We start from the raw sequence: 22055 nt of genomic DNA, 5'->3' as shown, positions 1-22055 counted from the left end.
GGAGGGTGGGGGTGGGTGGGGGGTGGGGGTGGGGGTGGGGGGGTGGGGGGTGGGGGGTTAGGCGGAGGTGCGGTGGATGAGTTTGGTGTCGAGGAGGACGTGGGGGGAGGGGACCTCGTCGCCGCGGATGCGGGAGACCAGGAGGCGGGCCATCTGGCGGCCCATCTCCTCCACCGGCTGGAAGACGGTGGTCAGCGGGGGTTCGGCCTGCCGGGCGATGGGCGCATCGTCGAAGCCGACCACCGCCACGTCCTCCGGCACCCGGCGGCCGGCCTCGCGGAGCGTACGGAGGGCGCCGAACGCCATCAGGTCGGAGGCGGCGAAGACCGCGTCCAGGTCGGGGCAGACCTCCAGCAGCCGTCGCATGCAGGCGATGCCGCTGCCCTCGCTGAAGTCCCCGTACGCGATCAGGTCCTCCTCGACGCTGGCGCCCGCGGCCCGGACGGCCTCCCGATAGCCGGACAACCGGGCCAGGCCGGCGCCCATGTCCTGCGGCCCGGCGATGGTGGCGATCCGGCGCCGCCCCCGCGCGAAGAGGTGCTCCACCGCCTGCCGGGCGCCCCCGACGTTGTCCATGTCGACGAACCAGGCCGGCTGGGCGTTGGGGTGCAGCATCCGGGCCGGCCGACCGCCGAGCACGGTGGGCAGGCCACCCTCCTCCAGCAGGGTGGGCAGCGGGTCGGAGTCGTGCAGCGAGAGCAGCAGGACGCCGTCGACGTGCTGGTTGGTCAGGTGGTGCTCCACCCGTTCCCGCTCGATCGGCGACTGCACCATGGCCAGCCAGAGCTGCATCGGGGTCTCCAGCAGCCCGGAGCTGACGCCCCGGACGATGCCGGCGAAGAACGGCTCGGTGAAGACTCGCTCGCCGGACTCGGAGACCACCAGCGCCACCGAGTCGGTCCGCTGGGTCACCAGCGCCCGGGCGGCGCGGTTGGGCACGTACCCCAGCTCGGCGATCGCCTGTTGGACGGCGGCCCTGGCCTCCGGGCTGACCTGGGGCGAGCCGTTGACCACGCGGGAGACCGTGCCGCGGCCGACGCCGGCGCGGGCCGCGACCACGTCGAGGGTCGGGCGCCCGAGCGACCGCGTGCGCTGCGTTGTCATGGGCTGCTCCTCCGACATCGGACTGGCCCGGCACCTGTCACGCCGACGGGGCCGGGCCGCCCGTTACTGGCTGGCCAAGCCTATTGTGCGGCCAGGCCGTTGCGTCGGATCACATCGGCGTACCACGTGGCGCTCGACTTGGGGATCCGGGCCTGGCTGTCGTAGTCGACGTACACCATCCCGAAGCGCTTGGTGTAGCCCCAGGCCCACTCGAAGTTGTCCATCAACGACCAGGCGAAGTACCCCTTCAGCGGCACCCCGGCGCTGATCGCGACGTGCGCGGCGCGCAGATGCGCGTCGAAGTACGCCAGCCGGTCGGGGTCGTCGACCTGGCCGTCGACCACCGCGTCGACGAAGGCGGAGCCGTTCTCGGTGATGTAGAGCGGCAGGTCGGTGTAGTCGCGGTGGACCCGCTCCAGGGTCTCGACCAGGCCGGGGGCGTCGATCTCCCAGTCCATGTCGGTGACCGGGACGCCCCGGGAGACGAACCGGACGTCCTCGCTGCCCGGCCAGCACGACGGCGACCGCCAGTACGCCTCCGGCTCCGCCCCCTCGGCCGGGGCGGCGACGACGTGCCGGCTGTAGTAGTTGATCCCCAGCACGTTCAGCGGGCTGGAGATGATCTTCAGGTCGCCCTCCCGGACGTGCCCGAAGTCGCTGACCTGGCGCAGGTCGGCCCGCAGGTCCGCCGGGTACGAGCCGCGCAGCACCGGGTCGAGGAAGAACCGGTTCGCCAGCCCGTCGATCCGCCGCGCGGCGTCGACGTCCTCGGCCGCGTCGCTGGCCGGGGTGACCGGGTAGAGGTTGAGCGTGATGCCGAGCTGGGCGTCGGGCCGGGACGCCCGCAGCGCCTGCACCGCGAGGCCGTGGCCGAGCATCAGGTGGTGCCCCGCCCGGACCGCGTCCCCGCCGTCCCTGCGCCCGGGCGCGTGCACCCCGGAGCCGTAGCCGAGGAACGCCGAGCACCACGGCTCGTTGAGCGTGGTCCAGTACCGCACCCGGTCGCCGAGCGCGTCCGCGACGAGCTGGGCGTAGTCGGCGAACCGGCCGGCGGTGTCCCGGGCCGGCCAGCCACCGGCGTCCTCCAGCGGCTGCGGCAGGTCCCAGTGGTAGAGGGTCAGCCAGGGCTCGATGTCGTGGGCCAGCAGCTCGTCGACCACCCGCCGGTAGAAGTCCAGGCCCGCCTGGTTGGCCGCGCCCGTGCCGCCCGGCTGGACCCGGGGCCAGGAGACCGAGAACCGGTACGACTTCAGCCCCAGCTCGGCCATCAACCGGACGTCGCCGGGCATCCGGTGGTAGTGGTCGCAGGCCACGTCACCGGTGTGACCCGCCACCGTCCGGCCCTCGGTGTGGCTGAACGTGTCCCAGATCGAGGGGGTACGGCCGTCCTCGGTCGCCGCGCCCTCGATCTGGTACGCGGCGGTCGCCGCGCCCCAGAGGAAACCGGGCGGGAAGGTGAGTTCCGGACCCTGGTCGAGGACTCCGAAGGCGGGCGGGCTGGCTGGGTTGCTCACGACTTGACGGCGCCTTCCATGATTCCGCCGATGATCTGGCGGCCGAACAGAACGAACACGATGAACAGGGGCAGGGTGGCGACAACGTACCGGCGAAGATCTGATCCACACCACTCGGGGGAGCGCTCCCATGAGCGTGCCGCGAGGTGTCAGGGGTGTCAATGGGCCACTGGGAGCGTTCCCAGATCGTGACCGCATCGATCGACGCTCCGGGGTCGCACCGGGTAGGAGCGCCCGGATCAGCAGAGGCGGCGCAGCAAGGTTGTCGCGCGGGTGGCGTCGAAGACGTCCGGGTCGAAGCCGGCGCCCGCCCACTCCCGCATCGTCCAGTGCTCGCGATGGGCCGGATCGGTCAGCGCGGCCAGCAGGACGGCGTACCCGGACGGGCCGCCGACGTCCTCCGGCGGGCAGGCCCGCTCCCCCTGCGGACACGACGGGTACCGCTCGTCCGGGTCCGCCGAGCAGACGTCCTCCACCAGCAGGTCGTGCTCCCACCAGTCGCCGAAGTCGTAGGTGTAGTGGAACCGACTGCCCTTGCCGACCACCGCGTCCAGCCGGACGTCCAGCTCGTCGCGGACCGCCAGCTCGCCGTCCGGGTCCGGCTCGCCGTACTGGAGCCCGTCGATCTCGAACGAGTGCAGATGACAGTCCCGCCAGCCCATCGCGTGCTGCACCACCCGGTGCACGCGGTCCAGGGTGTAGCCACCGGGGACGAGGACCCGCCGCCAGACCGGCGGCCGGACCCCGGCCAGGGAGACCGTGAGCTGAAAGATCTGACGCGGCATCGGTGTCCCATCCTCCCTCGGCATAGGCTGCCAGCATGATCTGCCGAGCGTGCCGGGAACGACGGCACGACGACTGTCCGGGCCGGAAGTGGTGCGACTGCCAGCACCGTACCCCCCGACCCACCCCTCCGGTCACCGGTCCGGCCAGCGAATGAGCGTCGGAAGTCCGATTTCCCGGGTCTGGCCGGCGCCGGCGACCGGGCCGCTGACCGACCCCGAGCTGGCCACGCTCTACGGTCGCGCCGGGCGGCCCCACCTGCGGGTGAACTTCGTGGCCAGCGCCGACGGCGCGGTCACCCTGGACGGCTACTCCGAAGGGCTCTCCGGCGAGCCGGACAAGCGGGTCTTCGGGCTGCTCCGGATGCTCTGCGACGGCCTGGTGGTGGCCGCCGGCACGCTCCGGCACGAGGGCTACCGGGCGGTCCGGCTCAGCGAGCCGCGCCGGGCCTGGCGCCGCAAGCAGGGCCTGACCGAGTACCCGACGTTGGTGGTGGTCTCCGGCTCGCTCGACCTCGACCCGGCCCAGGCGGCCTTCGCCGACGCGCCGGTACGGCCGGTCGTGCTCACCCGCGACGCCGCCGAGCCGCCGCCAGGGCTCACCGACGTCGCCGACCTGGTCCGCTGCGGCGCGGACCGGGTGGACCTCGCCGCCGGCCTGGCCGAGCTGCGCCGGCGCGGGCTCGACCAGCTGCTCTGCGAGGGCGGCCCGCACCTGTTCGGCGCGCTCACCGCCGCCGACCTCGTCGACGAGCTCTGCCTCACCGTCGCGCCGCTGCTCGCCGGGGCCGGCCCCGGCCGGATCACCGCCGGCGACGCCAGCGCGCCCCGGCGCCTGCCGCTGCGGCACGTGCTGGCCGCCGGGGACGGGACGCTGATGCTGCGCTACGCCCGGGACCCGGACGGCGCTCCCCCGGCCGGCGCCGCGCCGGCCGCCTAGGGCGCATCCCGTCGGGCCGGACCACCGGCGGGTGGCGGCAGCGCGTCCGGCAGCCCGAACACCGGGAAGAGCGACGCCGCCACGAACGACGTGATCTCCGCGATCCGCGCGCCCCGCAGCGTCAGTACGTCGATCGACCACGGCAGGTACGGGCCGGTCCCGCCCTGGCGCAGGTAGGACGCGACCGCGGGCTGGCCGTTCGCGCTGGTCGGCAGGTGCCGCCAGCTCCCGCACCGGGTCAGGGGCAGCTCGCGGGCGAAGTCCATGACCGCGTCGAGGCCCCGGTACCAGTGCGGCATCGGCGGCATCGACCAGGTGACGTCCTCGGTGAGCAGGGCGATCAGGGTGTCGGCGTCGCCGTTCTCCAGCGCGGTGGCGTACCCGGTGACGATCTCCCGCAGCCGGGCGTCGTCGAGCGTGCGCAGGGTCCGCAGCTGACTCGCGGCGGGGACCCGCTCGGCGACGACCCGGCGGGCCCGCTCGAGGGCCGAGTTCACCGACGTGGTGGAGGTGCGCATCATGGCCGCGATCTCCGCGGCGGAGAAGCCGAGGACGTCGAAGAGCAGCAGCGCCGCCCGCTGGTTGCCCGGCAGGTGCTGCAGCGCGGCGACGAAGGCCAGCTCGACCGCCTCGCGCTGCTCGTAGCGGACGTCCGGGGCGGCCGGACCGGCGGCGAGGTCGGCATCCGGACAGGGACCGAGCCAGGCGACGTGGTGGGCCGGGGGGTTGTCCGGCACGGCGCGTTCACTCGCCGGGCCCAGGTCGACGGGGAGGGCGCGGCGGCGGCGACCGGCGACGACGTCCAGGCAGGTATGGGTCGCCACCGTGTACAGCCAGGAGCGCAGCGAGGCGCGACCCGCGAAGCCCGGCAGGCCCCGCCAGGCCCGCAGCAGGGCGTCCTGGAGGGCGTCGTCCGCGTCGTGGGTGGAGCCGAGCATCCGGTAGCAGTGGGCGTGCAGTTCCCGGCGCAGCGGTGCGACGAGCGCGGTGAAGGCGGCCTGGTCGACGCCGCCCGCCGCGACTTTCCGGGAAGTCACGCTCACGAGCGACGATTCTGCCGTACGACGGGAGTCTGCATGGTGAACGCCGTTCGCCACGACCCGGGAGGACCCGATGAGCAGCATCTCCGCCGAGCATGTCACCGCCGCGACCCTGGAGGTCCCGGACGGGCGGCTGTACTACGAGGTACGCGGGCAGGGACCGCTCGTGGCCCTGGTCGCCGCCCCGATGGACGCCGGAGCCTTCGCACCGCTGGCCGACCTGCTGGCCGCGGAGCACACCGTGCTGACCACCGACCCGCGCGGCATCAACCGCAGCCTGCTGCACGACCCCCACCAGGACTCGACCCCGCAGCTGCGCGCCGACGACATGTCCCGGCTCCTCGCCCACCTCGACGCCGGCCCGGCCGCGGTGCTCGGGTCCAGCGGCGGCGCGGTGACCGTCCTCGCCCTCGCCCAGGCCCACCCCGAGCGGGTGCACACGGTCATCGCGCACGAGCCGCCGCTGCTCGGGCTGCTCGACGACCGCGCGGAGCTCCGGGCCCGGGAGGAGGACATGATCGCCACCTACCGCTCCGGGGACCGGCTCGGCGCCGGGCGCAAGTTCCTCGCCAACGCCAACATCGAGCTGCCCGAGGAGATGATCCAGGGCATGTTCGGCGGCGAGCCCGATCCGCGGGCGGCCGCCGACGAGCACTTCCAGTACGTCCACATGATCCGCGGGACGACCCGGTTCCAGCCCGACGTCGCCGCCCTGCGCGACGGCGCCACCCGCGTCGTCGTCGGCCTCGGCGAGCAGTCGACCGGCCAGATCTGCGACCGCACCTCGCGGGCGCTGGCCGCGGCGCTGGGCGGCGCCCCCACGATGTTCCCGGGCGGGCACATCGGCTTCGTCGAGGATCCGCCGGCCTTCGCCGCCCGGCTGCGCGAGGTCCTCGCCGAGCGCTGAGCCGCAGCGCCGGCGGCGGGCGGACGTCGCCGGCCGCCGGCCCGTCCCGGGTACGCGGACCGCCCGGCCCGCGCACGACGACGGGCGCGGGACGCCGTCCGGCGTACCCGCGCCCGTGATCGGTGGCGCTGCCGTCCGGCGTCGGCGGTGGAGGAGGGCCGCCGACGCCGGGTCAGGCGGTCAGTTGACGCTCACGGCCGACCAGGCGGCGGCGACCGTGTTGTACTCGGCGCTGCCGGCGCCGTACAGGTCCGCGGCGGCCGACAGGGTCGCGGTGCGGGCACCGGCGTAGCTGGTCCGCGAGGTCATGTAGGTGGTCAGCGCGCGGTACCAGATCGCGCCGGCCTTGGCGTTGCCGATGCCGGTCACGGTGCTGCCGTTGCAGGTCGGGCTGTTGCCGTAGGACGACGAGCCGCTGCCGACGGCGAGCAGGTAGAAGAAGTGGTTCGCCACACCGGAGGAGTAGTGGACGTCCAGGCTCTTCACCATGTTGCTGTAGCAGTCGGCCGAGGCGCCATCCTTGGACGGCTTGTCCATGTACCGCAGCGGCACGCCGCTGGAGCGCAGCTTCTCGCCGATCAGGTAGTCGCCCGCGTCCTTGCTGTTGGCCGCGTAGAACTCGACCAGGGTGCCGAAGATGTCGCTGGTGGCCTCGTTGAGGCCGCCCGACTCACCGCTGTAGCGCAGGCCCGCGGTGTTGCTGGTGACGCCGTGGGTCATCTCGTGCCCGGCGACGTCCAACGAGGTCAGCGGGTACCAGCCGGAGCCGCCGTCGCCGTAGGTCATGCAGAAGCAGGAGTCGCTCCAGAACGCGTTGGCGTAGTTGGTGCTGTAGTGCACCCGGCTGTACGCGCCGACGCCGTCGTTGCGGATGCCGTTGCGGCCGAACGTGGTCTTGTAGTAGTCCCAGGTCTCCTGCGCGCCGTACGCGGCATCGGCGGCGGCGGTCTGCCGGTTGGCCAGGGTGCCGTCACCGAAGACGTTGCCGGCGTTGGTGACCAGGGTGCCGGTGCCGGAGGTGCCGCCGTTCAGGTCGTAGGTCTTGTGGCCGCCCCGGCTGGCGTCGGCGAGCTGGTAGGTGCCGCCGGAGAGGGTGCTGCCCACCACGACGGAGCCGGAGTGGAAGGTGTTGCCGGTGCCGTCGCGCTGCACGCCCTCCCACGAGTCGCGGACCTTGCCGGTGACGGCGTCGACCAGCACGTGCAGCTCGCTGGGGGTCCCGTCGGCGTACGCGCCGCCCACGACCACCTCGTACGCCAGGGCGGTGCCGGCGGCGTCGGCATCGTAGACCAGCTGACTGCCGTCGACCCGGCGGTCGGCGGCGGTCGAGGCGCCCAGCGCCGTCCGGCCCGCGGCCGCGGCGCTGATCTTCGCCTTCGCGCCCCGAACGGGGGCCGCGGCGAGGCTCTGGCTGGCGCCGCGCCAGGCGTTGCCCTTGCCGAGGTGGACCACCAGGTCGCCGCCCAGCACGGGCAGGCCGTCGGCGTAGCGGTTGAGCCGGACGTGCTCGGTGCCGTCGGCGTCGGTGCTCGTGTTCTTCAGCGTGAAGCTCTGGCCGTCGCTGACGAGCGCGCTGCCCGAGTGGGCCTTGAGCTGAGCCACCGCGCGGGTGAACGCGTCACCGGAGACGCCGGGCGCGGCGGCGGCCGCGGTCGGCACGGTGGCGGCGGTGGCCAGGAGAGCGGCCGTGGCCAGCCCGCCCAGGAGAGTGGTACGACGCATGAAGTTCCTACCTTCACTAGGACTGCCAGTCGGGGGGGTGCCGACTGACCGGTGACCCGCCGGTGGTGGACGACGGATCGGTCGCGTCCCCGCGGGTGGCAGGGCGCGACGGCGCACAGGGATCGACGTTGGGAAGATCCTCAATGCGTTGTTGCATATTTTTGCGCCAAGCCGCCCTTCCCTGTCACGACCTGAGACCAAGATTTTTTCCACAACTTTTCGCATCCCGTTCACCACTGTGGGCAACCGGCTGTTGGCCCGGGACCGGCCGTCGGGGCCTTAGCCTGGGACGATGGGATCCGCACGGGTGGGCGACGCCGGGGCGACCGGGTCGGGTCGCCCGCTGCTCGCCGCCGGACTGCTGACCGGCGCCGGACTGGTGGACGTGCTCTCCGCCTGGGCACACACGGCGCGCGACGCGTTCGCCGTGGAGACCGCGCAGGGCGTGTACCTGGTCGACATCACCGGCTGGGCGCGGCTGCACGTCGCCATCGGGGCCGCGGCAACGCTCGCCGGGCTGCTGGTGCTCACCGGGCGACGCGGAACGGTTCCGCTCGCGATCTGCTGCGCCGTACCGGCGGTCGCCGTCGACCTGGCGCTCCTGCCGTACGCGCCGATCCGGGCCGTCCTGGTGGTCGCGCTCGACCTGGCGGCCGTCCGACTGCTGCTCCGCTACCGGCGCGCCGTCCGCGGCCGCACGCCGGCACCGCCCGGGCCGGATCGGCTCAGCGCGCCTCGCAGACCCGGCCGGTCATCGCCGGGTCCCCCTCCCGGCTCGCCGACCACACCGGGTTGAGCGACAGCGCCAACGGCGGCGCCTGCCAGGCGGCGCCCAGCCGCTGGAACAGGCCGTACTCCCGGCGGGGCTGGTCCACCCGCTCGCCGGCCAGGAACGCGATCACCCGGTCCTCCACCATCCGCTGGCCGATCAGGCCGCCGTGGAGCGCGGGCTGCTGGTAGACCGGGATGCGGCTGTACTCGCCCGGCGGCGCCTCGGCGGCGCTGACGGTGGGCAGGAAGGCGATCATCCGGACGCCGGGCACCGGGCAGAGGGTGCGGTTGCGGTAGAACGGCGCGTCGCTCAGCACCGAGCGCACGAACGGCTCGTCGGGGTCGTCCTTCACCGGTCGCGGCAGGTTCCCCAGCCCGAACAGGGCACGCAGCTCCCAGCCCGCCGCGACCCCCCAGCCCTCGTGCCCGGGGGGCGGGTAGTAGGTCCGCCCGGCCTGGACCAGGGGGCTGAACATCACCGCCGCGGTCACCGGGCCAGGGGGCAACTTCTCCAGGTAGGTCCGGACCACCATCGAGCCCTCGCTCTGCCCGACCAGGGCCACCGGCCGGCCGGTACGCCGGTGCAGCGCCTCCACCTGGGCGGCGAGCAGGACGCTGCTGGAGTCGAGCGACCGGTGGGTCGCCGCCGGTGGGTACGGCAGGGGCCGACCACCCGCGTCCAGCCCCTGGTAGGAGAACTGCTCGACCCGCGGGTCGGCGGGTGGTTCCCCGTCCCAGTTCGAGTCGTGCCCGTCGAGGACGATCACCGCATGGTTGACCCGGTCGGGCAGCCGTTCGGTGAGGACCGGCGGGCGCCACATCCCCGGCCCGGGGGCGGCGATCCCGATCAGCGACGGGGCCCAGACCGCGCCCGCCATGGTGAGGGCGATGGCGATCGGGGCGACCGGCGCCCGTCGCCAGCGGATCCGGGCCGGCAGCGCCGCGGCGGCCACGGTCCGTTGCCAGAGCAGCCCGTTGGCCACGCCGGCCAGGCCGGCGACCCCGACGGTCCCCCAGCCGGGGGTGGTGGAGATCAGCGCGCCGGCCAGGGTCAGCAGCACGAAGTTCAGCGCCGACCAGCCGAACAGCTCGATCGTCGGCAGCCCCCGCCACCAGCCGGCAACCACCCCGGCCCGGACGAGGAAGGGGGCGAGCACCAGCATCGGGCCCAGCGAGGCGAACAGGTACCAGGAGAGCGCGACCGCGGAGAAGGCGACGGAGAGCGCGGCCCAGGGCGAGATCACCACCGCGGCCAGCGCCGCGACCTCCAGGTTGCGCCGCACCAGCCAACCCCAGGCGGGGCGCGGCGTACCGGCCGGCCAGGCCAGCGCGGTCAGCCCGGCGGAGAGCAGCCCTCGGGCCACCGTGACGCCGAGCAGCCCGAGCACGAACGTGAGCCACGAGTCGTGGTAGACCAGCAGCCAGCGCAGGTCGTGGTACGAGTCGTACGGCCAGACGGCGGTGACCTGCGGGGCGAGTCCCCGGGCGGCGTGCAGCCCGACGACGACCAGCGCCGCCTCCTCGACCACCGGCGGCAGCCCGGCGAGGACGAGCAGCGCCACCATCCGGCCCCGTCTCGATCCCACGTCCGCTCCCCGCTTCCCCCGGTCCCTGCAGGATCTCGCGGATCATGCCCGGCCGGGGCGGGAATCGCGCCACCCCGACACGCGGTGTGGTTGGTCGACCCCGTTGTGCGAGGGGCACGGAGGACCTCGGGTGGCGTCCGCCGCGTCGCGTGGCAACCTGTCGCATCCCTCGGGCAGGATGCTCCTCGTGCCCCGCGACCGAGACGACCAGCTGACCGGAGTCCGCCGATGACCGACGACCTGCTCGACGGCCCCGGCGACGGGGTCGGCCGGGTGCTCGGCACCGCCGACGCCACCCCGCTGACGTTCTGGACCGCCGTCGCCCCCGGCAGCTACCTCCAGCTCGACGACGTGGTGGTCACCCGCCGCGAGCTGCCCGACCGGGAACCGGTGACCATCGCCGGCGTGGTCACCCAGGTCCGCGCCCGGCACGAGGGCGCGCAGTTCGACTCCGACGTCTTCGCCATCGCCGACGGGACGCTGCCGGCCCAGGTGCAGGAGGCCGCGGAGATCACCACCACCCGGATCGACCCCGAGTTCTACGTGCCGCCCACCCCGGGCGCGGTGGTGCACCGGGCCGAGGGTGACGCCCGGGCCCGGGCGCTGCACTTCGACCGGATGGAACGGCGCATCCCGATGGGCATGGGCCGCGACGGCGTGCCGGTCTACCTCAACGCCGACTTCCTCGACGGCACCCGGGGCGCGCACGTCTCCATCTCCGGCATCTCCGGGGTGGCCACCAAGACCAGCTTCGCGACCTTCCTGCTCTATTCGGTCTTCCGCTCCGGGGTGCTCGGCGGCGACGCGGTCAACGCCAAGGCGCTGATCTTCAACGTCAAGGGCGAGGACCTGCTATTCCTCGACCACCCCAACACCCGGCTCGACGACGCCACCCGGGCCGGGTACGCGAAGCTCGGGCTGGACGCGGGCGCCTTCCCCGACGTGCGGGTGTACGCCCCGCCCCGGGTCGGCGACTCCTCCGGCACGCCGGACGTGAGCAGCCGGCTCACCGGGGTGGACAGCTTCTACTGGACGCTCACCGAGTTCTGCGCGGACCGGCTGCTGCCGTACGTCTTCGCCGACGCCGACGACGAGCGCCAGCAGTACACGATGGTGGTCCACTCGGTCGCCGCCCACCTGGCCCGGTACGCCCAGCCCGCCGACGGCGGGGTCAGCCTGGACGGGGTCCGGCTGGGCTCGTACGCGGACCTGGTCGACCACATCGTCGAGCAGCTCAACGACGACGAGACCCGGTCCGAGTGGGCGGGCAGCGCGGTCGGGCTCGGCACCGTCAACGCGTTCGCCCGCCGGCTGATCGGCAGCAAGAAGGACCTGGGCCGGCTGATCCGGGGCGACCTGGCGACCCGCCGCCCGCACTCGATCAACACCGCCGAGAGCGCCCAGGTCACCGTCGTCGACCTGCACAACCTCCCCGACCGGGCCCAGCGTTTCGTGGTCGGCGTGACGCTCAAGAGCGAGTTCGAGCGCAAGGAGAAGGCCGGCACCGCCAAGCCGCTGCTCTTCGTCGTCCTCGACGAGCTCAACAAGTACGCCCCCCGCGAGGGCTCCTCCCCGATCAAGGAGGTGCTGCTGGACATCGCCGAGCGGGGCCGCTCACTCGGCGTGATCCTGGTCGGCGCGCAGCAGACAGCGAGCGAGGTGGAGCGGCGGATCGTCACCAACTCGGCGATCCGGGTGGTCGGCCGGCTCGACCCGGCCGAGGCATCCCGCCCCGAGTACGGCTTCCTCCCGCCGGCCCAGCGGCAGCGGGCCCTGCTGGCCAAGCCGGGCACCATGTTCGTCAACCAGCCGGACATCCCGGTCCCGCTCTGCCTGGAGTTCCCCTTCCCGGCCTGGGCGACCCGGGTCTCCGAGGCCGGCCGGGCCCCGTCGGAGACGCTGCGCTCGATCACCCAGTCGGCCGACCCGTTCGCCGTGGTCGGCTCCGGCGCCACCACCGACGACGACATCCCGTTCTGAGGTGATCCAGCCATGAAGATCCTGCACACTTCCGACTGGCACGTCGGCAAGGTGCTCAAGGGGCAGTCCCGGGCCGAGGAGCACAAGCAGGTGCTGGCCCAGGTGATCGAGATCGCCCGGGCCGAGCGCCCCGACCTGGTCATCGTGGCCGGCGACCTGTACGACACCGCGGCGCCCACCCCGGAGGCGACCCGGCTGGTGACCCGGGCGCTGACCGCGCTGCGGCGCACCGGCGCGGACGTGGTGGCGATCGGCGGCAACCACGACAACGGGCAGGCCCTGGACGCGCTGCGCCCCTGGGCCGAGGCCGCCGGCATCACCCTGCGCGGCGGCGTCCGGGACAATCCGGCCGAGCACATCATCGACGGCGTCACCGCCGACGGCGAGCGCTGGCAGCTCGCCGCGCTGCCCTTCCTGTCCCAGCGGTACGCGGTCCGCGCGGTGGAGATGTACGAGCTGACCGCCGCCGAGGCCAACCAGACGTACGCCGACCACCTCGGCCGGGTCCTCGCCCGGCTCACCGAGGGCTTCACCGAGCCCGACCGGGTGCACCTGGTCACCGCCCACCTGACCGTGGTCGGGGCGAGCACCGGCGGCGGCGAGCGGGACGCGCACACCGTCCTCGGCTACGCCGTGCCGGCCACCGTCTTCCCGGGCACCGCGCACTACGTGGCGCTCGGCCACCTGCACCGCTCCCAGCGGGTCATCGGCCCCTGCCCGGTGCGCTACAGCGGCAGCCCCCTCGCCGTCGACTTCGGCGAGCAGGAGAACGTCGGCTCGGTGACGATCGTCGAGGTGACCGCCCGGACCGCCGCCCAGATCCGGGAGGTGCCCGTCCCCGGTGCCATCCCGCTGCGCACCGTGCGGGGCACCCTGGCCCAGCTCGCCGAGGTCGAGGCGCCGGAGGGCTGGCTGCGGGTCTACGTCCGCGAGCAGCCCCGCGCCGGGCTGCGCGAGGAGGTGCAGGAGCTGCTCCCCCGCGCGTTGGAGATCCGGATCGACCCGGAGCTGGTCCCGGCGCCCGGCAGCGGCACCCGCACCGCCCAGCGGGCCGGCCGGTCGCCGCGCGAGCTCTTCGCCGACTACCTGGGCAGCCGCGGGCACGCCGACGAGGGCGTCCAGGAGCTCTTCGACGAGCTCCTCGAGGAGGTGTGACTAGTTGTCGGCATTCTCTGCTTTGAGGAACTGCTGGCGGTCGTGCACGCCTTTGACGTCGGCTGTGTGGGTTGCGACGCTACGTGAAGGAACGCGAAAGGGGCGGATCTGACCGTGGGGGGCGAGCGGTGAAGGTCACGCGGATCGCTTACTCGACGCGCCTGAACGCGGGTAAGCACGCCGCGTTGCTGGAGCAGGCTCGCCGGTTGGGTCGGGTTCGCAGTGAGGTGTGGCAGCGTTACGGGTCAATCGCCGGTGTCGGGTCCGGGCTGACGTGCCGGCAGGTGCGGGACCGGTGGTTGGCCGACGGCACGCACACGCGGTTCGGTGTGTTGGCGAACGCGTGGAAGGAAACCGTCCGCGACGCCATGGCCGACATCGGAGCGAACCTGGCGGCGGCGAAGGTCGAGGTTCGTCGTGCGATCACCCAGCGCACCAGCGATCCGGTCGAGCGCAAGCGAATGTTCACTGCGTTGAAGGCCAACCAGTGGGCTGAGGATCCGTTTCTGGCTCGGCAGATGCGTAAGCATTGGAAGCGTGGCCGCAACCGCACGCACGATCAGATCGTGGTGCGCGCCGACCAGCACAACACCGTCACCAACGCGCGCGGCCAATTGTGGCTGGCGGTCCCGGGCCTCGAACGGCGCAAGATGGTCAGAATCCCGCTGTCCACGACGGTGGCCCCGACGGGCACGTTGCGGCTGATCCTGCGCGGCGGGCGGGTTGAGGTGCACTATCAGATCGACGCGTCGCAGATGCGGTCGTCGCTGCGGCCCTGCGGCGATGCGACGATCGGTGTCGACAAGGGCTACACCGAAGCCCTGACCGACTCCCACGGCGGCCGCCTCGGTGAGCTGCTGACCAGCGAGTCGGACCGGTTGACGGAACGTAACCGGCGTCGGGCCAAGCTGCGGTCGATAGCGAACACCGCCGCCCTGTGTGGTGATCATGCGAAGGCGCGCCGGATCAGGGTGAACAACCTCGGGACGGCCAAGCGGGACCGGCAAGCCGCTCGGCACCGTGCGCGGGTGCGCACGGAGATCTTCACCGCCGTGCACCGCGTCGTCGACAAGGCCGCCACCGTGGTCGCCGAAGACCTCACCAAACGCTTCGCCGGGCGCAAGAGGCTCGGTAAGAACGTAAATCGGCGTCTTGCCGGGTGGACCAGAGGTGTCACCGCCGAGGCGCTGGCGAACGTGTCGGAGCGCAGAGGTTCTGCGCTCGTGCACGTCAACGCCGCCTACACCTCACAAGCCTGTCACCGCTGCGGCCGGCTCGGCCGACGCAGCGGGGACCGGCTTCACTGCACCCTGTGCAGGGTGGTGTGGCAGGCCGACGTGAACGCCGCGATCAACATCCTGCAACGAGCAGGCGACGCCGACATCGCCCTGCACACCCCGCACCGCGCCGTGAGGCAGATCCTGCAGGATAGGACCGATCGCCACCGGACCAGACTGCCGGTCCAGGACTCCAGCTCGGCCACCACCGAGCGGAGAGCGAACCATCCGAACCGCTCGCCCATGAGCAACAGTAGGAAGCAGGTCGACCGCTGATGCGCCCGATCCGGCTGGACATGGCGGGCTTCACGGTCTTCCGCGAGGAGACCACCGTCGACTTCACCGACGCCGACTTCTTCGCCCTGGTCGGGCCGACCGGCTCCGGCAAGTCCACGGTGCTCGACGCGATCTGCTTCGCCCTCTACGGCACCGTGCCCCGGTGGGGCGGCGCCCGGGGCCTGACCAACGCGCTCGCCCCGTCGGCCACCGAGGCCCGGGTCCGGCTGGTCTTCGAGTCCGCCGGCGACCGGTACGTCGCCACCCGGGTGGTCCGCCGGGACGGCCGGGGCGCGGTCAAGACCGCCAACGCCGGATTGCAGCTCATGCCCGCCGGCTTCGACGTGACCAAGCTCGACACCGGGCTGAGCCCGGACGACCTCGGCGAGGTGGTCGCCGGCACCCCCGCCGAGATGGAGGAGGCGGTGCTGGAGGCGGTCGGGCTGCCGTACGAGCAGTTCACCTCCTGCGTGGTGCTGCCGCAGGGACAGTTCGCCGACTTCCTGCACGCCAAGCCCGCCACCCGGCAGCAGATCCTGGTCAACCTGCTCGGCCTCGGCGTCTACGAGGCGGTGCAGAAGCGGGCCACCGAACGCGCCGGGCAGGCCGAGGCGAAGCTGGAGGCCGTGGACCGGATGCTCGCCGGGCTCGCCGCCGTCGACGACGAGACGGTGGCCGGGGCGCAGGCGCAGGTCGACCGGGCGCGGGAGCTGGCCGGGGCGGTGGCGGTGGCCGTACCGGAGCTGGAACGGGCCCGGGGCACGGCGCGGGAGGTGGCGGCGGCGCTGGCCGCGCTCGACGCGGAGCTGGCCGTGCTGGCAGCGGTGCGGGCGCCGGACGGGATCGCCGAACTGGCCCGCGCGGTGACCACGGCGCGGGCCGCGGCCGACGAGGCGGGTGCCGCCGTGGCCCTCGCCGAGGAGCGGGAGGAGAAGCTCCGCGGCGAGCTGGCCGCGGCCGGCGACGAGAGCGCGCTGCGCCTGCTGCTGAAGGCGCACGCCGACCGGGACCGGCTGACCGCCGAGGCGGAGACGGTCCGGGCCGCGGTGACCGGGGCGCAGGCCGAACACGACGCGGCCGCGCAGGCCCTCGCGGAGGCGCGGGCCGCGGCCGAGCGGGCGGACACGGAGCTGGAGGCGGCGTTCCGGGCGCACGAGGAGGCGAAGGCCACCGACCAGGCCGTGGCGCTCCGGGCCCACCTGGTCGACGGGGCGCCCTGCCCGGTCTGCGAGCAGGTGGTGCCCCGGGTGCCGGCGGTGCCGGCGGGGTCGGCGGTGGCCCGGGCCACCGCCGCGGGGAAGGCGGCCCGGGCCGCCAGCGAGGCCGCGAAGCGGGCGGTGCAGGAGCGCGACGCCGCGGCCCGCGACCTGGACCGGGTGCTGCTGCGCGCCCGCGCGCAGCACGACCAGCTGCGGGCCCGGCTGGCCGAGCTGGACGACCAGCTCGCCGACGCCGCCGCGCCGGCCGCGCTGCGGGCGGCCCTGGACGAGCACGCCCGGCTGCGCCGGGCGCTGGAGGAGGCGGCGACCGCGGTCCGCGCCGGACGGGACGCCGCCCGGCGGGCCCGGGGCGCGCTGGACGGTGCCGAGGAGCGGCTGCGCCGGGCGTGGCGCGACTTCGACACGGCCCGGGACCGGCTCGCCCGATTCGGCCCGCCGGCCGCCGACCGCGACGACGTGGCCGCCGCCTGGGCCACCCTGGCCGGGTGGGCCGGCGGCGAGGCCGACCGGCGGCGGGCGGACCGCACCGGGCTGGTCGACTCGGTCGCCGCGGCCCAGGCGGCGGCGACCGAGGTCGAGGAGCGGATCGCCGCCCTCTTCACCGCCGCCGGCCTGGCCGTCGCCGACGACCCGGGCCGGGCCGCCGCGGTGGCGGTGGAGCGCGCCGAGGCCGAGCTGCGCCGGCTGGTCGAGCGGCGCGAGCAGGCCGCCGAGCTGCGCGAGCAGCGGGCCGGCCACGAGCGGGAGGCCCGGGTCGCCCGGGCCCTGGCCGGGCACCTGCGGGCCAACAACTTCGAGCGCTGGCTGCTGGCCGAGGCGTTGGACCTGCTGGTCGACGGCGCGTCGCGGATCCTGCGCGAGCTCTCCGGCGGCCAGTACGACCTGGTGCACGACAAGGGCGAGTTCTTCGTGGTCGACCATCACGACGCCGGGCTGCGCCGGGGCGTGCGCACCCTCTCCGGCGGGGAGACGTTCCAGGCCTCGCTGGCGCTGGCCCTGGCGCTCTCCGAGCAGCTGGCCGGGATGTCCACCACCGCGGCGAGCCTGGAGTCGATCGTCCTCGACGAGGGCTTCGGCACGCTCGACGCGGCCACCCTGGACACCGTCGCGGCGACCCTGGAGAGCCTGGCCGCCCGCGGCGACCGGATGGTCGGCGTGGTCACCCACGTGCCGGCCCTCGCGGAGCGGATCCCGGTCCGCTACGAGGTCCGCAAGGACGCCCGCACCGCCCGCATCGAACGGACCGGCCTGTGAGCGCGAGGAGTGCAGCGCAGCGGAGCCCCGCAGTCGCGAACGAAAGGGCGGCCCTGTGAGCGCGAGGAGTGCAGCGCAGCGGAGCCCCGCAGTCGCGAACGAAAGGGCGGCCCTGTGAGCGCGAGGAGTGCAGCGCAGCGGAGCCCCGCAGTCGCGAACGAAAGGGCGGCCCTGTGAGCGCGAGGAGTGCAGCGCAGCGGAGCCCCGCAGTCGCGAACGAAAGGGCGGCCCTGTGAGCGAGGCCCGGTTCTTCGTCGACGCGTGGGACCCGGCGTACGGCGCCTCGTTCGAGGCGTCGGCCGGCGGCCCGGCGGCGCCGAGCAGCGCCCAGGTCGACCCGGACGTGGAGCTGCCGGCGACGGACTGGCGGGCGATCGGGGCCCGGCGGGACGTGCCCGCCCCGGACGTGGTGCTGCTCGTCGACGGCGTGCGCCGGATCGACGCCAGCGTCTGGACGGCCGAGGACGACGGCGGATCGTTCCCCGGCATCGCCGCCTCGTACGCGGCCGGGGTGGTCCGCTGCGACCTGGAACGCGGCGCGGCGGAGCTGGCCGGCGCCCGGGTCGGCCGGGGTCTCTTCACCGCGAGTCCGTCCGCCCAGGACGTGGTGGCCGGCCGGATCCACTACCCGGTGCACCGGGTCGGCGGCACCGGTGAGCTGAGCAAGCTCCCGGCGGCGGTGCAGGGCCCGCTGACCGCGCTGGAGGTGGCGGTCTCCGACGCCGCCCGGGTCGACGGCGACCTGCTGGTGGTGGACGGCCCGCTGCGCAGCCGCCGGCAGCTGCCGCGCACCCTGGGGTACATCAAGACCCAGCACAGCCAGTACCTGGACGCCCGGCTGACCGCGGTGGTGACCGGGCTCGCCCCCGGCCAGCGCTCCCCGGTGTTCCGGCTCGGCACCGCCTGGGGCGGCTACTCGTGGTACCTGCGACTGCCGGTGGCCGCTGGCGCGCCGTGGGCCGGCATCGTGCGGATGGAGTGCTCGGCGGAGCTGACCCCGGCCGAGGCGATCGGCCTGGCCGACCTCTCCCTGGTCACCCTGCCCCGGTTCGCCTCCACCCCGTACAAGGACCCGCGCGCCCCGCAGAACCTCGTCCCCATCGCCGGGCTGGAGCGCCGGCTGCGCGGGCTGCTCGGCGACGCCCGGCTGCTGCACCGGGTGCTGATCGCGGCGGCCGGCGGGATCCGGCGCTGATGGGCCGCCGACGCGACGCCGACCGGGTGGTCGAGCAGGTCGACACCGGGCAGGCCGAGCTGGTGCCGGACCCGGACCGGCCGGGCTCCTGGACGTTGCTCCTCGACGGCGCCCCGCAGTCCCACGTGGACCTCACCGACCCGACCCACCTGGAGTTCGAGTACGTCCGGCGGCTGGCCGCCGCGCTGGACCTGGTCGCCCCGGCCGGCGCCCCGCTGCGGGTGCTGCACCTCGGCGGCGGCGCGCTGACCCTGCCCCGGTACGTCACCGCGACCCGGCCCGGCTCTGCCCAGCGGGTGTCCGAGGTGGACGGTGCCCTGGTGGAGCTGGTCCGGCGGGCGCTGCCCTGGCCCACCGATCCGCGGCTGCGGGTCCGGGTGGCCGACGCCCGGGCCACCCTGACCGCCAGTCGGGACGCCAGCTACGACGTGGTGGTCGCGGACGTCTTCGCCGGCGCCCGCACCCCGGCCCACCTGACCTCGGTGGAGTACGCCGCCGAGGTGGCCCGGGTGCTCCGGCCGGACGGCTGGTACCTGGCCAACATCGCCGACGGGCCGCCGCTGCGGCACGCCCGCGCCCAGGTCGCCACGGTCCGCTCGGTGCTGCCCCGGGCCTGCCTGGTCGGCGACGCGGCCGTGCTGCGCGGGCGGCGCTACGGCAACCTGGTGCTGGTGGCCGGCCGGGTCGAGCCACCGGTGCCGGAGCTGACCCGGCGGGCGGCCGGCGACTGGTTCCCCGGCCGGGTGCTGGCCGGCGAGGAGCTGGACCGGTTCGCCGGCGGCGCCAGCGTGGTGCGCGACGCGGACGCTACCGCCTCCACCCCACCCCCGCCCGGAATTTTTTCCGTGCGCCGTTGATCCGCTGGGCGGGTCACTCCGTATCCACGGGCGGCCATGCCCGTGGGGGGCCGGCTGATGTCACTGGACACCCGGAGGTCTGCATGCATGCGGTGGCGGCCGGCTGGCACGGCGAGGTGGCGAGGCCTGAGTGGATGTTCGCCCGGGCGCAGCCACAGTCGCGTGCGTCGAAGGCGGGCCGCGGGGTCGACGCACACCCCGCCGATCGCCAGAATGACCCGGTGACGCCGCGACCGGCGCCCGGGCGCCACCAGGCGGCGTCCCCTGAGGCCAGTCATTCCGACCAGTTGATCCGGCTGCTCTACGCGGAGCACGCCGGTCCGCTGCTGATGTTCGTGATGCGGCTGACCGGCGGTGACCGGCAGCGGGCCGAGGACATCGTCCAGGAGACGCTGCTGCGGGCCTGGCGCAACGCGCACCGGCTCGGCACCCACGGGCAGGGGTCGCTGCGCCCCTGGCTGGTCACCGTGGCCCGGCGGATCGCCATCGACGAGCATCGCAGCGAGCAGGCCCGCCCGGCGGAGACGTACGACCGGGACCTGACCGCGTTCGCCGAGGCGGACAGCACGGACCGGGTGCTGCGCACGATGACGGTCGCCGACGCGCTGCGTACCCTGAGCCAGTCGCACCGGGAGATCCTGGTGGCGACGTACTTCCGGGGCCGTACGGTGCCGGAGGCGGCCGAGGAGCTGGGCCTTCCGCTCGGCACCGCCAAGTCGCGCGTCTACTACGCGCTGCGCGCGCTGCGCACGGCTCTGCAGGAACGGGGGGTGACGGAATGAGCCGGGCAGACCACATGGACGTGGCCGCGTACGCGCTCGGCGTGCTCGACCAGCAGGACGCCGAACGGTTCGAGGAGCACCTCGCCACCTGTTGGGCGTGCGCCGCGGAGCTGGAGACCATGGTCCCCGTGGTGGGGTTGCTCGCCGGCATCGACGGCGAGACGATGACCGCGCTGGAGCAGACCCAGACCGACCCGGCCCTGCTGGACCGGACGCTGGTGGCGGTGCGGCAGCACCGCCGGCGTACCCGGTTCCGGCAGCTTCTCGCCACGGCGGCGGCCGTGGTGGTCTTCGGCGGACTGAGCGGCGTCGGCATCGCCGGCTTCGCGGGCAGCGGGGACGACGACCGGATCCCGCAGGCCGAGCCGACCCTGACCACCCCCGTCACCGGCCCACCGTCGCCCGAGCCGACGAACTCCGGTGATGGGTTCGGAGGCCCGGACCCGGTTGATGGTGAGCAGCACGACGCCACCGACCCGGGCACCGGCGTGGAGACGACGATGTTCCTCAACGCCAAGGAGTACGGCACGCAGGTGTTCGTCCGGCTGACCAAGCTGCCGGGGCCGCGCACCTGCCGGCTGGTGATCATCAGAAAGAACGCCACCAGCGAGGTGGTCTCGACCTGGTCGGTGCCGGGGGGCGGGTACGGGACCAGCACCAACCAGCTCCCGCTGGAGCTGACCGCGTCCACCTCGGCGGTGCGCGACGACATCGCGAAGATCCAGGTGCAGTCCGTCGACGTCAACGGGATCGCCAGCCCGCTGGTGACGGTGGCCGACCTCTGACCCGCCACGTCAGCGGCGCCGGGCGGCGACATCGCCCGGCGCCGCTTCGGCGTGCCCGCGCGACGGACCCGACGTGCTCCCCCACGCACGCGCGAGCGGAACGGTTCAATCGATCCACTGTGAAATGGAGCACCCTTTCCTCTTCAACCTTGACAGCGAACCACCCGTACTACCCGGTGAACTGCCAAGAATGAGGAGGGCACGTGGCACACCTGAAGCGGACGACCGTCATCGTCGCGAGCGCGATGGTCGCACTAACGGCCTGCGCTCCCGCGGGTTACGACGGGGCGAACTCGAGCGCGGCCGAGCCGGTCGCCGTCGCCGCGGCCGAACCCACCGCGGCGGCCGAACCGGAGGCCTCCGCGACCGCGGACGCCCCCGCCCCCGAGCAGGCGCCCCCGGCGGACGTCCGGCTCACCGACCAGCTGGTCGGCAAGAAGGTGCCCCGGATGGGCAACGTCGTGATGGACCAGGACGGCTGGATCCTCTACCGCTTCGACAAGGACTCCGCCGACCCGCCGTCGTCGAACTGCGTGGACAAGTGCGCGCAGGTCTGGCCGCCGGCGCTGACCGACGGCAACCCGCAGCTTCAGGGCGTCTCCGACGACAAGGTCGGCACCGTCACCCGGCAGGACGGCACCCGGCAGATCACCATCGGCGGCTGGCCGGTCTACCGCTACATCGGCGACAAGAAGCCCGGCCAGTGGAAGGGCCAGGGCGTCGGCGGCACCTGGTTCGTGGTCGACCCGAACGGCAAGAAGAACCTGACCTGCCTGCCCACCGGCACGCCGAAGGCGGTCGCCCCGCCCGCGTCCGGTGACTCGGGCAGCTCCGACGGCGGCAGCTCGGGGTACTCGTACTGATCCCGCACCGCACGGACACGGTGGCCGGTCGCAGCCGGGGAGGGC

18 protein-coding genes and 1 pseudogene are annotated in these 22055 nt (G+C 74.0%); 12 read left to right on the top strand and 7 right to left on the bottom strand.

What is annotated here, in order from left to right; all coding sequences use genetic code 11:
* Positions 1-57: 57 nt before the first annotated feature.
* The 4 genes and pseudogenes from EV384_RS13240 to EV384_RS13225 form a co-directional block, all read right to left on the bottom strand.
* Positions 58-1104: a LacI family DNA-binding transcriptional regulator gene (locus EV384_RS13240; protein WP_130333371.1), complete on the bottom strand. Its 1047-nt coding sequence runs from the start codon at positions 1102-1104 to the stop codon at positions 58-60.
* An 80-nt stretch (positions 1105-1184) separates the two neighbouring features.
* Positions 1185-2618, bottom strand: a complete 1434-nt coding sequence (locus tag EV384_RS13235) for a GH1 family beta-glucosidase (RefSeq protein ID WP_130333369.1) — start codon at positions 2616-2618, stop codon at positions 1185-1187.
* Positions 2615-2701 (bottom strand): annotated as a pseudogene (locus EV384_RS13230) (carbohydrate ABC transporter permease); the annotation flags it as partial. The gene EV384_RS13235 and the pseudogene EV384_RS13230, both read right to left, overlap by 4 nt.
* Before the next feature lie 156 nt (positions 2702-2857).
* On the bottom strand, positions 2858-3403 hold the full coding sequence (locus EV384_RS13225) for a plasmid pRiA4b ORF-3 family protein (protein WP_130333367.1): 546 nt from the start codon (positions 3401-3403) through the stop codon (positions 2858-2860).
* Between the two features lie 151 nt (positions 3404-3554).
* Between EV384_RS13225 and EV384_RS13220 the strand changes: the two genes are divergently transcribed.
* Positions 3555-4340, top strand: a complete 786-nt coding sequence (locus EV384_RS13220; RefSeq protein WP_130333365.1) for a pyrimidine reductase family protein — start codon at positions 3555-3557, stop codon at positions 4338-4340.
* Here EV384_RS13220 and EV384_RS13215 read toward each other — a convergent pair.
* Entirely contained in the window at positions 4337-5383 is a 1047-nt protein-coding gene (locus EV384_RS13215) for a sigma-70 family RNA polymerase sigma factor (protein WP_242624031.1), read from the bottom strand. The two genes, EV384_RS13220 and EV384_RS13215, sit on opposite strands and share 4 nt — an antisense overlap.
* 70 nt (positions 5384-5453) lie before the next feature.
* On the opposite strand from EV384_RS13215, the gene EV384_RS13210 reads away from it, so the two are divergent.
* Positions 5454-6287 carry an alpha/beta fold hydrolase gene (locus EV384_RS13210; protein ID WP_130333361.1) on the top strand — a complete coding sequence of 278 codons (834 nt, stop codon included), beginning with the start codon at positions 5454-5456 and terminating at the stop codon, positions 6285-6287.
* 180 nt (positions 6288-6467) lie between these two features.
* On the opposite strand, the gene EV384_RS13205 is transcribed toward EV384_RS13210, so the two are convergent.
* Positions 6468-8009, bottom strand: a complete 1542-nt coding sequence (locus EV384_RS13205; protein WP_130333359.1) for a M4 family metallopeptidase — start codon at positions 8007-8009, stop codon at positions 6468-6470.
* A 292-nt stretch (positions 8010-8301) separates the two neighbouring features.
* On the opposite strand from EV384_RS13205, the gene EV384_RS13200 reads away from it, so the two are divergent.
* Entirely contained in the window at positions 8302-8805 is a 504-nt protein-coding gene (locus EV384_RS13200; RefSeq protein ID WP_130333357.1) for a DUF7144 family membrane protein, read from the top strand.
* Here EV384_RS13200 and EV384_RS13195 read toward each other — a convergent pair.
* On the bottom strand, positions 8735-10345 hold the full coding sequence (locus EV384_RS13195; protein ID WP_207232587.1) for a lipase family protein: 1611 nt from the start codon (positions 10343-10345) through the stop codon (positions 8735-8737). The two genes, EV384_RS13200 and EV384_RS13195, sit on opposite strands and share 71 nt — an antisense overlap.
* Before the next feature lie 249 nt (positions 10346-10594).
* Between EV384_RS13195 and EV384_RS13190 the strand changes: the two genes are divergently transcribed.
* The 9 genes from EV384_RS13190 to EV384_RS13150 all read left to right on the top strand — a co-directional run bounded on the left by EV384_RS13190 (position 10595) and on the right by EV384_RS13150 (position 22010).
* Positions 10595-12346, top strand: coding sequence for an ATP-binding protein (locus EV384_RS13190; RefSeq protein WP_130333353.1), 1752 nt, complete (start codon positions 10595-10597; stop codon positions 12344-12346).
* Positions 12347-12358: 12 nt separating this feature from the next.
* Positions 12359-13501, top strand: a complete 1143-nt coding sequence (locus EV384_RS13185) for an exonuclease SbcCD subunit D (RefSeq protein ID WP_130333351.1) — start codon at positions 12359-12361, stop codon at positions 13499-13501.
* A 128-nt stretch (positions 13502-13629) separates the two neighbouring features.
* On the top strand, positions 13630-15054 hold the full coding sequence (locus tag EV384_RS13180; RefSeq protein ID WP_130333349.1) for an RNA-guided endonuclease TnpB family protein: 1425 nt from the start codon (positions 13630-13632) through the stop codon (positions 15052-15054).
* Complete coding sequence (locus EV384_RS13175; RefSeq protein WP_130333347.1) at positions 15054-17528, top strand: AAA family ATPase; 2475 nt, start codon at positions 15054-15056, stop codon at positions 17526-17528. The genes EV384_RS13180 and EV384_RS13175 overlap by 1 nt, the downstream gene beginning before the upstream one ends.
* Before the next feature lie 232 nt (positions 17529-17760).
* Positions 17761-18723, top strand: a complete 963-nt coding sequence (locus EV384_RS13170) for a hypothetical protein (RefSeq protein WP_130333345.1) — start codon at positions 17761-17763, stop codon at positions 18721-18723.
* Positions 18723-19580 carry a spermidine synthase gene (locus tag EV384_RS13165; protein WP_130333343.1) on the top strand — a complete coding sequence of 286 codons (858 nt, stop codon included), beginning with the start codon at positions 18723-18725 and terminating at the stop codon, positions 19578-19580. Before EV384_RS13170 ends, EV384_RS13165 begins: the two co-directional genes overlap by 1 nt.
* An 83-nt stretch (positions 19581-19663) precedes the next feature.
* Complete coding sequence (locus EV384_RS13160) at positions 19664-20362, top strand: sigma-70 family RNA polymerase sigma factor (RefSeq protein ID WP_130333341.1); 699 nt, start codon at positions 19664-19666, stop codon at positions 20360-20362.
* Positions 20359-21147, top strand: a complete 789-nt coding sequence (locus tag EV384_RS13155; protein WP_130333339.1) for an anti-sigma factor family protein — start codon at positions 20359-20361, stop codon at positions 21145-21147. The genes EV384_RS13160 and EV384_RS13155 overlap by 4 nt, the downstream gene beginning before the upstream one ends.
* 203 nt (positions 21148-21350) lie before the next feature.
* Complete coding sequence (locus tag EV384_RS13150; protein WP_130333337.1) at positions 21351-22010, top strand: hypothetical protein; 660 nt, start codon at positions 21351-21353, stop codon at positions 22008-22010.
* The last annotated feature ends 45 nt before the right edge of the window (positions 22011-22055 follow it).

It is taken from the genome of Micromonospora kangleipakensis (genome assembly GCF_004217615.1).
In the GTDB taxonomy this organism is placed as follows: domain Bacteria; phylum Actinomycetota; class Actinomycetes; order Mycobacteriales; family Micromonosporaceae; genus Micromonospora; species Micromonospora kangleipakensis.
Note: the sequence above shows the minus strand (reverse complement) of the source record. Positions and strands in the feature narration are given on the sequence as shown.